Origin of the sequence: Pseudomonas sp. BN505 (assembly GCF_029873175.1) — a bacterium.
In the GTDB taxonomy this organism is placed as follows: domain Bacteria; phylum Pseudomonadota; class Gammaproteobacteria; order Pseudomonadales; family Pseudomonadaceae; genus Aquipseudomonas; species Aquipseudomonas putida.
Map to the genome: position 1 here is coordinate 23,770 of NZ_SSOI01000066.1, position 12,835 is coordinate 36,604.

The 12,835-nt window shown below is 63.5% G+C and carries 12 protein-coding genes; 3 read left to right on the plus strand and 9 right to left on the minus strand.

All coding sequences use genetic code 11. The features are described 5' to 3' along the window. Positions 1-179: 179 nt before the first annotated feature. Genes E8E78_RS21345 through E8E78_RS21360 form a run of 4 tightly spaced genes read right to left on the minus strand, consistent with a single transcriptional unit; the run spans position 180 to position 4,225 of the window. Positions 180-1,196 (minus strand): histone deacetylase family protein, encoded by a 1,017-nt coding sequence (locus tag E8E78_RS21345; protein WP_174370012.1) that lies wholly within the window; start codon positions 1,194-1,196, stop codon positions 180-182. A 26-nt stretch (positions 1,197-1,222) separates the two neighbouring features. Next, a complete protein-coding gene (locus tag E8E78_RS21350) occupies positions 1,223-2,155 on the minus strand; it encodes a glyoxylate/hydroxypyruvate reductase A (protein ID WP_197863786.1) in 933 nt (310 codons plus the stop codon). A gap of 1 nt (position 2,156) precedes the next feature. Then, positions 2,157-2,915: a class II aldolase/adducin family protein gene (locus tag E8E78_RS21355; RefSeq protein WP_280314397.1), complete on the minus strand. Its 759-nt coding sequence runs from the start codon at positions 2,913-2,915 to the stop codon at positions 2,157-2,159. Next, complete coding sequence (locus tag E8E78_RS21360; RefSeq protein ID WP_280314394.1) at positions 2,915-4,225, minus strand: MFS transporter; 1,311 nt, start codon at positions 4,223-4,225, stop codon at positions 2,915-2,917. Before E8E78_RS21360 ends, E8E78_RS21355 begins: the two co-directional genes overlap by 1 nt. A 155-nt stretch (positions 4,226-4,380) precedes the next feature. On the opposite strand from E8E78_RS21360, the gene E8E78_RS21365 reads away from it, so the two are divergent. Then, a complete protein-coding gene (locus tag E8E78_RS21365; RefSeq protein WP_280314391.1) occupies positions 4,381-5,358 on the plus strand; it encodes a LysR family transcriptional regulator in 978 nt (325 codons plus the stop codon). Between the two features lie 19 nt (positions 5,359-5,377). Here E8E78_RS21365 and E8E78_RS21370 read toward each other — a convergent pair whose 3' ends face one another. Beyond that, complete coding sequence (locus tag E8E78_RS21370) at positions 5,378-5,893, minus strand: DUF4880 domain-containing protein (RefSeq protein WP_019473643.1); 516 nt, start codon at positions 5,891-5,893, stop codon at positions 5,378-5,380. Positions 5,894-6,325: 432 nt separating this feature from the next. Then, positions 6,326-6,637: a hypothetical protein gene (locus E8E78_RS21375; RefSeq protein WP_016498800.1), complete on the minus strand. Its 312-nt coding sequence runs from the start codon at positions 6,635-6,637 to the stop codon at positions 6,326-6,328. A 130-nt stretch (positions 6,638-6,767) separates the two neighbouring features. Between E8E78_RS21375 and E8E78_RS21380 the strand changes: the two genes are divergently transcribed. After that, positions 6,768-7,421 carry a S24 family peptidase gene (locus tag E8E78_RS21380; RefSeq protein WP_049276622.1) on the plus strand — a complete coding sequence of 218 codons (654 nt, stop codon included), beginning with the start codon at positions 6,768-6,770 and terminating at the stop codon, positions 7,419-7,421. A gap of 45 nt (positions 7,422-7,466) precedes the next feature. Then, positions 7,467-8,123, plus strand: a complete 657-nt coding sequence (locus tag E8E78_RS21385) for a LexA family transcriptional regulator (protein ID WP_059396385.1) — start codon at positions 7,467-7,469, stop codon at positions 8,121-8,123. A gap of 336 nt (positions 8,124-8,459) precedes the next feature. On the opposite strand, the gene E8E78_RS21390 is transcribed toward E8E78_RS21385, so the two are convergent. The 3 genes from E8E78_RS21390 to E8E78_RS21400 are packed head-to-tail and all read right to left on the minus strand — an operon-like array spanning position 8,460 to position 12,835. Next, entirely contained in the window at positions 8,460-10,412 is a 1,953-nt protein-coding gene (locus E8E78_RS21390; RefSeq protein WP_061203159.1) for an acetyl/propionyl/methylcrotonyl-CoA carboxylase subunit alpha, read from the minus strand. Beyond that, positions 10,409-11,224, minus strand: a complete 816-nt coding sequence (locus tag E8E78_RS21395) for a gamma-carboxygeranoyl-CoA hydratase (protein WP_049278012.1) — start codon at positions 11,222-11,224, stop codon at positions 10,409-10,411. The genes E8E78_RS21390 and E8E78_RS21395 overlap by 4 nt, the downstream gene beginning before the upstream one ends. Before the next feature lie 3 nt (positions 11,225-11,227). Continuing rightward, positions 11,228-12,835: a carboxyl transferase domain-containing protein gene (locus E8E78_RS21400; RefSeq protein WP_016498805.1), complete on the minus strand. Its 1,608-nt coding sequence runs from the start codon at positions 12,833-12,835 to the stop codon at positions 11,228-11,230.

Here is a 12,835-nt window from a genome sequence, read left to right on the forward strand (position 1 = left end):
CCTTATTGCCAGATTCAAGAACGGCAGCGTGAAGATTTATTGTTATTGCCCCTGCGTCTGCGGCGGGCAGCCGGGGGCCTGATCGCTAACTTGCGGGTGCGGCAAGTTGCGCTCTTTATTGTTGTATTACTCGGTAGGCCGGGTTGCTCAAGGCAACCCGGAGCACATGGGGTTTTGCCTCAGGCAGTCATGCCGGTAAAGAAGCGCGCGGCATTTTCATCCAGGGTCGCAATGTCGTAGCCACCCTCCTGGACCACCACGCAAGGCAGGCCCAGTGCCTTGATCCGCTGCCCCAGCAGGCGGAACCCTTCATGGCTGACGTGTACCTTGGACTGCGGGTCGTTTTCGTAGATGTCAAAGCCCAGCGACAGCACCAGCACGTCCGGGGCGAAGGCGCGCAGCGCCGTTGCTGCCTGGTCCATGCAGGCAAAGAAATCCGCTTCGCTGGCGCCATGGGCCATGGGCAGGTTCAGGTTGAAGCCAGCCCCTGCGCCAGCCCCGGTCTCATCATCGAAACCGGCGACCACCGGGTAGAAGTTGGTCGGGTCGCCATGAATCGACACGTACAACACATCGTCTCGCTCGTAGAAGATTTCCTGGATGCCTTGGCCGTGGTGCATGTCGGTGTCGAGCACTGCGACTTTGCCGAACTTGCCACGCAGCACCTGGGCGGCGATTGCGGCGTTGTTCAGGAAGCAGAAGCCACCTGCGGCTTCGGCGCGGGCATGGTGCCCTGGTGGCCGGCACAGGGCATAAGCGGCCTGGTCGCCTTCGATTACCGCATGTGCCGCGGCCACCGCGCTCTGCGCCGACCAGTAAGCGGCCTGCCAGGTGTGCTCGCCGATCGGGCAGCTGCCATCGGCCAGGTAGCGGGCGGTCTTGCCGAGGATGCCGCGCAAGGGGTTGCCTTCACGGATGTAGATGTTGGACATCACCTCGTCGCCCCAGTCTTCCGGCACTTCGTGCCACTGCTGGTAGGCGCTGCCCAGGTAGTCCAGGTACGCCTGGCCATGCACGGCCGCCAGCGGGGCGAGGCCGTGGTCGGCGGGTTCGAGCAGCGGGTAGCCGAGTTTTTCGACTACTGCCAGTAGCGGGTCGATGCGGGCCGGCACTTCCTGCGGTTGGCGCATCTGGCCACGCGACAGATAGGAGCGGGGGTGGTGCAGGCGTTGAGCAGGATGGAAAAACGTTTTCATGAATCACCTCTTGGTAACGCGTGCGGTCAATAACCCAGTTCGGGATCGACCAGATTGTTCAGTCCCAGCCCGGCACTCAGGCGCGACACGTTGTCGGCCACTTGCCGGGCGATGCACAGGTCGGACGCGGCCGAGGCCATGTGCGGTGTCACCCACACGCCGGGCGTGTGCCACAGCGGCGAATCGGCAGGCAACGGCTCCTGTTCGAACACATCGAGCAAGGCGCCGCGCAACTGCCCGCTGGCCAGCGCCTGGCGCAAGTCGTGCGGGTTGAGGTGCTGGCCACGACCACAGTTGATCAGGGCGCTGCCTTCGGCCATGTGCCGGAATACGGCATGGTTCAGTACGCCATGCGTGCTGGCGGTGAGGGGCAGCAGGTTGACCAGCACATCCAGCCCGGCGAGGAAGCCTTGCAGCGAAGCCGGGCCTGCGAAGGTGTTTACGCCATCGACCTGGCGCGGCGTGCGGGCCCAGCCGCGCACGTCATAACCCGCCGCCGCCAGCCGCTGCGCCACCGGTGCGCCAATCGCGCCCAGGCCCATCACGCCGACCCGGAAATCCCCCGCCTTGCGCTGCACCGGGCGCTGCCAGTGCTGGCTGGCATTGCCGGCGATTACCCGGTCGAAGCCCCGGTGAAAGTGCAGCACGCCCCAATGCACGTACTCGCTCATGCCCTGGGTGTGGTCAGGGTCGACCACCCGGCACACCGGCAGCGACGCATCGCGTGAGCTGTCCTGCGCCAGGTGATCGATGCCCGAGCCGATCGAGTGCACCAGGCGCAGGTTCGGCAAGCGGCCAAGGCTACCTTCGGGCGGGAACCAGCATACGGCCACTTCGGCGTGCCTTGCGCCGGCATCTTCCGGGCGCAACACGTTCAGCTGCGGGACGTGCTCGGTGAACAGCGCGGCCAGCCAGTCAGTCAGCGCCGGGTTCTGGCAAAGCAATACGAGGCTGGCCATGTCAGCTGCACCACTCGCTGCGCTGCGCGTCGATCAGGCTGAGCGCGGCCTGCCAGGCCATGTCGATGATGCCGTCGATGCCATCGCGCCCGAACTGTGCGGCGGTGTGCCGGCACACTTCCTCATTGGGGATGTTCAACGCCACGCCGGCAGACATCGCCTGGATTTGAGCCTGGCAAGCGCGCTCCAGGAAGTAGATCTCGTGGAACGCTGCCGCCACGCTGCTGCCTGCGGCCAAAAGCCCATGGTTGCGCAGGATCATCGCCTTGTGCGTACCAAGGTCGGCGACCAGCCGTTCGCGTTCTTCCATTGACAGCGCGATGCCTTCGTAGGTGTGGTACGCCAGGTTGCCGTAGAACTTCAGCGCGTGCTGGGTCAGTGGCAGCAGGCCGTCACGTTGTGCTGCCACCGCCATGCCCGCTGCCGTGTGGGTGTGGATGATGCAGTGCAGGTCCGGGCGCGCCTCGTGGATCGCCGAGTGGATGACAAAGCCGGCCGCATTGACCTTGCCGCCGTTGAAATGGCTGTCGACCACGTTGCCGTCCAGGTCGATCAGCACCAGGTCGCTGGCGCGCATCTTCTCGAATGCCACGCCATAGCGGTTGATCAGGAAGTGCCGGTCAGGCCCGGGTAAACGCAGGGTGATGTGCGTGTCGATCAGGTCGGTCATGCGGTAGTAGGCGATCAGGCGATACAGCGCAGCCAGCTCGCAGCGTGCTTGCCATTCGGTTTCTGACATGGCGTGAGGCTTGTTGCTCATCAGGCGATTCCTTGCGAAGTGGAGAGGGCGACCGGCCTGGCGCTGGCGTTGCGCAGGTGCGAGAGCCCCAGCACGCCGGCCAGCGACATCAAGGCCAGCACGCTGAAGAACAGCGCCAACGGTAGCCATTGCCCGGCGAACTGGCCGGCAACGAACGTGCCCAGCATTGGCGTAAGGCCACCGGTCAGGCCGCTGCCCAGCTGGTAGGCGATCGAAATGCCCGAGTAACGGACCCGGGCCGGGAATGCTTCGGCCATGTAGCCGGCAATCACGGCATACAGCGCCGACAGCAGGACCACGGCCAGGGCGATACCAGCGGTCATGTAGACCACGTTGCCGGTCTGCACCAGCAGGAACATCGGGTACGGCACCACCATGCACAGCGCCGCGACCCACTTCAGGAAGCGCCCTTCACCAAGGCGCTCGGCGAGCATGGCCGAACAGGGTTGCGAGAGAAACTGCAGGATGGTGACCACGAACAGGCAATCGAGAATGGTGGTCTTGGCTATGCCCTGATACTGGGTGACGTAGGTGATCATGAAGGTGTTGGTGAAGAAGAACCCGCCAGAGCCTATGGTTACGGCCAGGGCTGCGAAGACGATGTTCCGCCAGTGGTTGCGCAGCACTTCGCGCACCGGGTTGTCGCTGGTCTGGTCGCTGTCCTTGACCTCGGCAAACTCTGGTGACTCCGGCACGCCGAAGCGGATCAGCAAACCGACGATCATCAGCAGCCCGCTCATCAGGAACGGAATACGCCAGCCCCAGCTCATCAGGTCTTCCGTCTCCATCGCAGTAATGAAGCGGAAGGCGATTAGCGCCAGCAGCAGGCCCGCCGGGCTGCCCCACTGGGCAAACGAAGCGAAGAACACCTTGCGGCCCTTGGGCGCATGCTCGCTGGCCATCAGCACCGCGCCGCCCCATTCACCACCGACCGAGATGCCTTGTAGCAGGCGCAGGAATATCAGGCCGATGGGGGCCCAGATACCGGCCTGTGCGTAGGTCGGCAGCAGGCCGATGCAGGTGGTGGCCACGCCCATCAGCACAATCGTGACCAGCAGCATTTTCTTGCGCCCCAGGCGGTCGCCCAGGTGGCCGAACACCATGCCGGCGAACGGCCGTGCGATAAAGCCCACGGCAAAGCTGCCGAACGCGGACATGGTGCTGAGCATCGGGTTTTCGCTGGGGAAGAACAGCTGCCCGAGCACCAGGGCTGCGGCGAAGGCGTAGATGTAGAAATCATAGAATTCGATGGTGGTGCCAATAAAGGCAGCCGCCGCGGCACGACGCGGGGTGGGGGTATTGCTCTTCATCTGAGGCTCCTGGGCGTCATTGTTATAGGCAGGAGAAGGAGAGCCCTGCACGGGCAGGGCAAAGGCACTCTGGCGGTGCGTTGCTAGATGTTGAGCCAAGTCCTATGCTAGGAAAAGCTTCTAATTTAAATACTCAAGTATAAGACCAACAAATAATGACGCCGACGACAACGACCCTCGCAAGAGACCCCGAAGCCAAGCGTTTCCTCAATGACCGCCTCGATTGGAACCTGTTGCGGACCTTTCTGGTGATCGGCCAGGAGGGCAGCATCAGCCGGGCCGCGGCACGCCTGCACCTCAGCCAGCCGGCCGTTAGCCAGGCGCTCAGGCGCCTGGAGGAGCAGCTGGAGAGTGCCTTGGTGGTACGCCGCGGGCCACGCATCAACCTGTCAAAGGCGGGGGAGGAAGTAATGCAGATCGCGGCCGAGCTGTACGGCACGGTCTCGCGGCTGGGGCCTGCGCTGGACAGCCCGGCCGAGACGGTGACGGGCAAGATCCGTCTGCTCAGCATCAGCCGCATCCAGTCGCGTGCCTACGATGACTTCCTTGCACAATTTCACAGCGACTATCCGCAGGTGGAGCTGGAAATAGACGTGCTGCGCAGTTCGGATGTGGCCAGTGGTTTGTTGCAGAAGACCGCATCATTCGGTTTGAGCCTGTGCCGCACCCCCCAGCCCCGGCTGGAGCAACGGGTGCTGCTCGAACAGCGCTACGCGTTTTTCTGTGGCAAGCGCCATCGCTTGTTTGGTCGCAAGAACCTTACCGTGGCCGACTTGCAGGGCGAGAACTTCGTGAGCTTCACCAGTGACCAAATGGGCGGCAACCTGTCGCCGCTGACGGTGTTTCGTGATCAGCAGGGGTTTACCGGGCGTATCGTCGCATCTTCACCGAGCCTGGATGAAATCCTGCGGCTGGTGGGGGCCGGTTATGGCATTGGTTGCCTGCCGGAGCACATCGTCGCGGCGGATGTACAGGCCAATGAGCTGTGGCGTCTGCCGCCGTGGGAAGGGGTGATCGATGTGAACGTGTATCTGCTGTGGAACCGTGAACAGAAGTTTACCCAAGCCGAGTCGATCTTTCTGGAGCGGTTCCAGCAGATGCTCATGACCACAGACCCGGCGGAGCGCTTTTGACCGGCTTGCCAGTGCGCGATCAGGCCCAGAGACCAAACACTACCAACGCCGCCACGCCAAGCCCGACCGCAATCGAGCACCCACCCAGCGACAGCGCCGCCCGGCCTTGCCGGTACCAGCCGTCATGGCCCAGTTGCCGTGCCGGCGCCAACAGGCTGCGCCAGCGCAGTTCGGTTTCGTGAAACGCGTGCAGGTTTGCCGTATCCGCATCCAGCCAGCGACGAAAGTCGATCCGTTCGCAAGCTGTCACCTGGGGGCTTTGCAAGCGCACATACCATTGCCCGGCCACACTCGACAGTACATCACGGCGCGAGCGACCGGCCTGCAGCGCCTGGTCCATATTCCGCTCGATGCTCGCCAGGGGCAGGTCGAGGCGGGCGGCGATGGTGGCGAAGTCCAGTTGGTCGAGGCGGTTGAGCAGGAATACTTGCTGCACGCGCCGGGGCAGCCGCTTCAGGGCGTGCAGCAGGGCGTGGTCGGCATCGTGTTCGGCAACAGGCGTTGGGTGTTCAAGCGGCAGTAGCAGACGGGTCATGGACAGCTCCTTGCTTGAAGGGGGAGGGGTGGGGGCATCTTCCTTGATGCGAGACCAGCGTAGGCGAAACGAGATTGATTCTCAAGTGCTGATTCCGCAAAGTTTTGTAATGAGCGTTCACGCCCTGAAACACCTTTGCTATCATGCGCGCCATCACGATCTTCATTAGCCTGAAGAGCAAAAAAAAAGACCCGGCAAAAAGCCGGGTCAAAAACCGTGATTAGCCTGATGAGGAGATAATCTGAGAGCGACCTAAGCTCCAGGTTATCCAGCAGATCTCGCGATCAGCTGAGTGCAATAATAATCGTTATCATTTGCCAGTCAAATGAATTTTCGCTAATTCGGTAAAAAAGTTTTACCGATGCGCTTCCTTGTCCCGGCAGTCGGGGCTTCTGCCGTTCGCGGCCATCACGTTCTCTCCCTCCTTTTTACTCAGAAATCCGGATCTGCGGCGCGCTTGTGCTCCAGCAGGGCGCGGGCCATATCCACCATGTGCATCAACGCGTAGGTCAGCTCGCGCTGGCTGCCGTGCTGGTGGCTGGCGGTTTCCTGCGCTGTAGCGGCGGCGCAGCGCAGCAGGGCGATGGCGTGCTCCCGGGCCTGGTCGCCGGTGACGCTCTCGTGCAGGGTCCAGATCTTGTTGTCGAGGGTCGGGCGCTGCGGCTTGGGGTTGAGGTAGTAGTCGAGGGCGCGGCGGGCGGCTTCGCTGTCGAGATCTGTTTCGTCGTTTTTCGGTGGTTTCATCGCGATACCTTGTGATTTCCCTTCAAACACAATGGAATCAGAGGATAGGTCAATCTGTACTGGTTATGCTCAAATAAATAATTCAGATTGTGTATTGCTGCGGATAATACAGTCCGTATTGTTTCCGCTCATGGAAAACTGGAACGCATTTCTCAAGCGCTACAAGCGCGAACACAACCTCAGCCAGCTGAAGCTGGCCGAACGGCTGGGCATGACTCAGGGTGGCGTGGGTCATTGGCTACGTGGCACGCGGCGGCCGACGCTGGAAACCATCAACGAAAAGCTGGAGAAACTTGGCCTGGTGTTTCTGGAGGCACAAGTCATGGTGGTAGAGCGTGACATCTTGCGCGAAGCCCCTGGGCGCTATGCGGTCGAGCAGCCGGTATCAGCCCAAGCGCTGCTTTATGCAAGCTTCCGCTTCCCGGTTCTGACCTGGGCTGACTTGCAGGGGCCTTTACCTGAAGCGGGCAAATGCCACGAACAGACGGATTACATGCCCGCAGGCAATGCGTTCTGGCTAGTGGTGGAAAACGACTCGATGAATGCAGCCAGTGGCAAGAGCGTGCCTGAGGGCATGCGAGTGCTGGTGGACACCGGCCTGCAGGCAGAACCCGGCAGGTTGGTGATTGCGCGGCAGCCGGGGCGGCCTGCAGTGTTGCGGCAGTTGGTCGAGGAGGGTGGCGACAAGATGCTCAAACCGTTGAATACGCGCTATCCGACAATCCTGTGTGAAGAGGGCTGCGAGTTCCTGGGTGTTGTCGTGCGGGTGCATGGGGCCTTCTAGATTGCCGGGGCTGGGCAGGGCTCGATAAGGAGTATCGTGTCAACGATGAATATGGATAGATGGATTGCCCTCGTCCGGAAGAGGATGGAGACGTTAGGGCTCACTCAAGAGCAGCTTGCCGAGCGCGTTGGAGTGTCTCAGGGCAGCGTGGGGCATTGGGTGAACAAGCGGCGACAGCCAAAGATCGAGTCGATGAACCGCACGTTTGTCGAGCTTGGTATTCCTCATTACAACGTCAGCCTGGAGTTGCGTATTCATGGTCTGGTTGAAGAGGTTTGCCGGGAGGAGGGCGCTGATAACAATCTGGATCTCATGCAGTGCATCGCGTGTTTCCGCTACCCGGTGCTGGCCTGGAATGAGCTGGGTGTTGCAGAGCGTGAGGAGCCGGGTGTGTTCGAGCAGACGGACTACCTGGCCCAGGGCAAGGCTTTCTGGCTGACGGTTGAAAATGACGCGATGAGCGCTGTCAGTGGTCGCAGTGTGCCGCAGGGCATGCGGATGCTGGTCGACCCGGGCGTGGAGGCTGAGGCTGGGCGCTTGGTTATCGCTCGTCAGCCGGGCAAGTCGGCGATTTTCCGCGAGTTGGCCGAGGAAGGTGGGCAGCGTTATTTGAAGGCACTGAACGGCAACTACCCGGCGCTACTATGCGAAGAAGGTTGCGAGATCCTGGGAGTAGTCGTGCGGGTGCATGGGGCCTTCTAGATTGCCGGGGCTGCTGTGCAGCCCATCGCCGGCAAGCCGGGCTCCCACAAGTACGGTGCCGACCTCAAGCATTGCGCTGCCCTTGTGGGAGCGGGTTCACCCGCGAAGAATGCAACGCGGTGTATGGCACCGGCTTTGCCGGTGTTCGCGGCTAAAGCCGCTCCCACAGGTACAGCGTTGCGTTGAAGTTGGCGCATCACTTGTGGGAGCGGGCGCGCCCGCGAAGAATCTAACGCGGTGTATGGCACCGGCTTTGCCGGTGTTCGCGGGCATGCCCGCTCCCACAGTGATCGCGCAAACCTTCACAATCTGAGCAAGGCAGTTGCCCCGCTTTCCTCACTCAGCCAGTTCGACCAACACAGTCCCTTCGCTGACCATATCCCCTTCCTGGCAGAACAACGCCTTCACCGTTCCGCCATGCGGCGCACGAATGCTGTGCTCCATCTTCATGGCCTCCAGCACTACAAGCGCTGTACCGGCTTCAACCACCTGCCCCGGCTCTACCAGCACCCGCACGATGCTGCCGTTCATGGGCGCACCCAGGCCGCCTTGATGGCCATGGCTGGCTTCGGCTTCGGCAATCGGGTCGAAGGCCTGAATGGCGTGCATCTCGCCATGCCAGTGCAGGTACAGGGTGCCATCGCGGCGGATTGCCAAATGCTGGCGGCGCACGCCTGCCTGATCGTGCACCAGTTGCTCACCCGCTAGCTGCCAGGTGGACGCAGCGCTGCGCTCAAGGGCAACCGCCTGGTCCTGCCCGGCGCTTGCCAGATGCAGGCTGCTGCGTGCCGGCAGGCCCAAGCGCAGGCCGTTGTGCGCACCCCACGGCGAACTGCGGTCGTCATCACGCTTATGCCCGGGCTGCCCCTGCAGCCAGGCTTCGGCTGCCGCTTCCCAGAAGCCCGCCGGCAGCGCATGGGGCGCCGGCAGCAACACATCCTGGTGGCGGGGAATGAAGCCGGTGTCCAGCTCTGCCGCCGCAAACGCCGGGTGGGCGAGAATGCGGCGCAGGAAAGCAATGTTGGTCTTCACCCCGCCAATGGCGAACTCGTCAAGCATGGCCAGCAAGCGTAGGCGCGCCTGTTCGCGGTTTTCACCCCAGGCAATCAGCTTGCCGAGCATCGGGTCGTAGAAAGGCGACACCACGTCGCCTTCGCTGACCCCGCTGTCCACCCGCCGGCCTTCGCCTGGCGCCGACTCACGGTACAGCGCCAGCGTGCCGGTGGCAGGCAGGAACTCATTGGCCGGGTCTTCGGCGTACAACCGCACTTCGATGGCATGGCCGATCAGCGGCACCTGCTCCTGAGTGATCGGCAGGGGCTCGCCGCAGGCCACGCGAATCTGCCAGGCCACCAGGTCCAGGCCGGTGATGGCCTCGGTGACCGGATGTTCCACTTGCAGGCGGGTGTTCATCTCCATGAAGAAGAACTCGCCACGGGCATCGAGCAGAAACTCCACGGTGCCGGCACCCACATAGCCGATCGCCTGGGCCGCACGCACCGCCGCTTCGCCCATGGCCCGGCGCAGTTCGGGCGACAGGCCGGGGGCAGGGGCCTCTTCGACCACTTTCTGGTGGCGGCGCTGAATCGAGCAGTCGCGTTCGTTGAGGTACAGGCAGTTGCCGTGCTGGTCGGCAAATACCTGGATTTCGACGTGACGCGGCTTGAGCACATACTTTTCCACCAGCATGCGCGCATCGCCGAACGACGACTGCGCCTCACGCTGGGCTGAGGCCAGGGCGTCGGCCAGCTGGCTTTCTTCCTCCACCACTTTCATGCCCTTGCCGCCGCCGCCGGCGCTGGCCTTGAGCAGCACCGGGTAGCCAATGCGTTCGGCGGCGGCGCGGAAGGTGTCCAGGTCCTGGGCTTCGCCGTGATAGCCCGGCACCAGCGGCACGCCAGCGGCGTCCATCAGCGCCTTGGCCGCCGACTTGCTGCCCATGGCGTCGATGGCGGTGGCAGGTGGGCCAAGGAAGATCAGCCCGGCCTGTTCGATAGCGCGGGCGAAGCCAGCGTTCTCCGACAGAAAACCATAGCCCGGGTGAATGGCCTGGGCACCGCTGGCCTTGGCAGCGGCCAGCAGCTTGTCGACCAGCAGGTAGCTTTCGGCGGCCTTGGTGCCGCCCAGGTCGACGCGGATATCCGCTTCGCGGCTGTGCCGGGCGTCACGGTCGGTGGCGCTGTGCACGGCAACAGTGGTCAGGCCCATGGCCTTGGCGGTGCGCATTATCCGGCAGGCGATTTCGCCACGGTTGGCGACCAGCAGGGTGGTCAAAACGGGGCGGCTCATGGGCGCGGTTCCTTCTTGTCATCGGTTTGCCAGGCGGGGCGGCGTTTTTCCAGGAAAGCGCGTAGGCCCTCCTGGCCTTCGGCGCTGACGCGGATGCGGGCGATGGTGTTCTCGCAGTAGCGGCGCAGGGCCGGGCTGAGTTCGCCGTCGTCCACTTCGCGCAGCAAGTCCTTGGTGGCGCGCAACGCTTGCGGGCTGTTCTGCAGCAGGTTGTTCACCCACGCTTCGACCTGGGCGTCCAGCTCACTGGCCGGGTACACCTCGGCCAGCAGCCCCAGCTCGCGGGCCCGTATGCCGCTGAAACGCTCGGCAGTGAGGGCATAGCGGCGCGCGGCGCGTTCACCAATCGCCTTGACCACGAAGGGGCTGATGACTGCCGGGGCCAAGCCAATGCGGACTTCCGACAGGCACAACTGGGCGTCTTCGGCGCCGATGGCCATGTCACAGCAGCTGATCAGGCCCAGCGCGCCGCCAAAGGCTGCACCTTGCACCACGGCCAGGGTAGGCGCCTTGAGGCGGTGCAGGGCGTACATCAGCTCGCCCAGTTCGTGGGCATCATCCAGGTTGGTGTTGAAGTCCAGCTGCGCCGACTGCTGCATCCAGGCCAGGTCGGCACCGGCGCTGAAGTGCCGGCCACGGCCGCGCAGCAGCACAAAGCGCAGGCTGGCGTCTTCGGCCAGGCGGTCGATGGCCACGATCAGCTCGCGGATCATCTGCGCGTTGAAGGCGTTGTTCTTGTCCTCGCGGCTCAGCCACAAGGTGGCGAAGCCGCGTGGGTCGCGGATCACTTCAAGGGTGCTGAAATCGCTCATGGGTCACATCCGGAAAATGCCGAAGCGGCTCTGTTCGATCGGTGCGTTCAGCGCGGCAGACAACGCCAGGCCAAGTACATCGCGGGTTTGTGCCGGGTCGATGACGCCGTCGTCCCACAGGCGGGCGCTGGAATAGTAGGGGTGGCCCTGGTGCTCGTACTGGTCGAGGATCGGTTGCTTGAGCCTGGCCTCGTCCTCGGCACTGAAGGGCTGGCCGCTGCGCTCGCTTTGCTCGCGCTTGACCTGCGCCAGCACGCCAGCGGCCTGTTCGGCACCCATCACGCCAATGCGCGCGTTGGGCCACATCCACAAAAAGCGCGGGTCGTAGGCGCGGCCGCACATGCCGTAGTTGCCGGCGCCAAAGCTGCCGCCAATGATCACCGTGAACTTCGGCACCTGGGCACAGGCCACGGCGGTGACCAGCTTGGCGCCGTGCTTGGCGATGCCGCCTTCTTCGTACTTCTTGCCCACCATGAAGCCGGTGATGTTTTGCAGGAACAGCAGCGGGATGCCACGCTGGCAGGCCAGCTCGATGAAGTGCGCACCTTTTTGCGCGGCTTCGGCGAACAGGATGCCGTTGTTGGCCAGGATCGCCACCGGGTAGCCATGCAGGTGGGCGAAGCCGCACACCAAGGTGGTGCCGAACAGGGCTTTGAACTCATCGAACACCGAGCCATCGACCAGCCGCGCGATCACTTCACGCACGTCGAACGGTTGCTTGGCATCGGCTGGCACCACGCCATACAGCTCGTCGGCGGCATACAGCGGCGCCACCGGTGCCAGGCGCTGCAGCTTGCCCAGCTTGTGCCAGTTGAGGTTGGCCACACTGCGCCGGGCGATGGCCAGGGCGTGCTCGTCGTTATCCGCGTAGTGGTCGGCCACGCCGCTGGTGCGGCAATGCACATCGGCGCCACCCAGGTCTTCGGCGCTCACCACTTCACCTGTGGCGGCTTTTACCAGCGGCGGGCCGGCGAGGAAGATGGTCGCCTGCTGGCGCACCATGATCGCTTCGTCGGCCATGGCCGGTACGTAGGCGCCGCCAGCTGTGCACGAGCCCATCACCACGGCAATCTGCGGGATGCCCTGGGCGCTCATGTTGGCCTGGTTGAAGAAGATCCGCCCGAAATGCTCGCGGTCGGGGAACACTTCGTCCTGGCGCGGCAGGTTGGCGCCGCCCGAATCTACCAGGTAGATGCACGGCAGGCGGTTCTGCTGGGCGATGGTTTGCGCACGCAGGTGCTTCTTCACCGTCAGCGGGTAGTACGAACCGCCTTTGACCGTGGCGTCGTTGGCCACGATCATGCATTCCACGCCTTCGACGCGGCCGATGCCGGCGATCACGCCAGCGGCGGGCACGTCTTCGCCGTATACCTCATGGGCAGCCAGCTGGCCGATTTCGAGGAATGGCGAGCCCGGGTCCAGCAGGCGGTCGATGCGTTCGCGCGGCAGCAGCTTGCCACGCGACGTGTGCCGTTCCTGGGCTTTGGGCCCGCCGCCCTGTGCCACCTGGGCGAGCAGGCCGCGCAGGGCCTGAACCTGTTCGAGCATGGCCGCGCTGTTGCCGGCGAACTCCGCCGAACGCGGGTTGATCTGGGTGTGCAAGGTAGCCAT

What these genes read in the sequence shown, in the direction of transcription:
- E8E78_RS21345 (WP_174370012.1), bottom strand. Translation starts at nt 1,196, where the DNA reads ATGAAAACGTTTTTCCATCCTGCTCAACGCCTGCACCACCCCCGCTCC.
- E8E78_RS21350 (WP_197863786.1), bottom strand. Translation starts at nt 2,155, where the DNA reads ATGGCCAGCCTCGTATTGCTTTGCCAGAACCCGGCGCTGACTGACTGG.
- E8E78_RS21355 (WP_280314397.1), bottom strand. Translation starts at nt 2,915, where the DNA reads ATGAGCAACAAGCCTCACGCCATGTCAGAAACCGAATGGCAAGCACGC.
- E8E78_RS21360 (WP_280314394.1), bottom strand. Translation starts at nt 4,225, where the DNA reads ATGAAGAGCAATACCCCCACCCCGCGTCGTGCCGCGGCGGCTGCCTTT.
- E8E78_RS21365 (WP_280314391.1), top strand. Translation starts at nt 4,381, where the DNA reads ATGACGCCGACGACAACGACCCTCGCAAGAGACCCCGAAGCCAAGCGT.
- E8E78_RS21370 (WP_019473643.1), bottom strand. Translation starts at nt 5,893, where the DNA reads ATGACCCGTCTGCTACTGCCGCTTGAACACCCAACGCCTGTTGCCGAA.
- E8E78_RS21375 (WP_016498800.1), bottom strand. Translation starts at nt 6,637, where the DNA reads ATGAAACCACCGAAAAACGACGAAACAGATCTCGACAGCGAAGCCGCC.
- E8E78_RS21380 (WP_049276622.1), top strand. Translation starts at nt 6,768, where the DNA reads ATGGAAAACTGGAACGCATTTCTCAAGCGCTACAAGCGCGAACACAAC.
- E8E78_RS21385 (WP_059396385.1), top strand. Translation starts at nt 7,467, where the DNA reads ATGAATATGGATAGATGGATTGCCCTCGTCCGGAAGAGGATGGAGACG.
- E8E78_RS21390 (WP_061203159.1), bottom strand. Translation starts at nt 10,412, where the DNA reads ATGAGCCGCCCCGTTTTGACCACCCTGCTGGTCGCCAACCGTGGCGAA.
- E8E78_RS21395 (WP_049278012.1), bottom strand. Translation starts at nt 11,224, where the DNA reads ATGAGCGATTTCAGCACCCTTGAAGTGATCCGCGACCCACGCGGCTTC.
- E8E78_RS21400 (WP_016498805.1), bottom strand. Translation starts at nt 12,835, where the DNA reads ATGGCTACCTTGCACACCCAGATCAACCCGCGTTCGGCGGAGTTCGCC.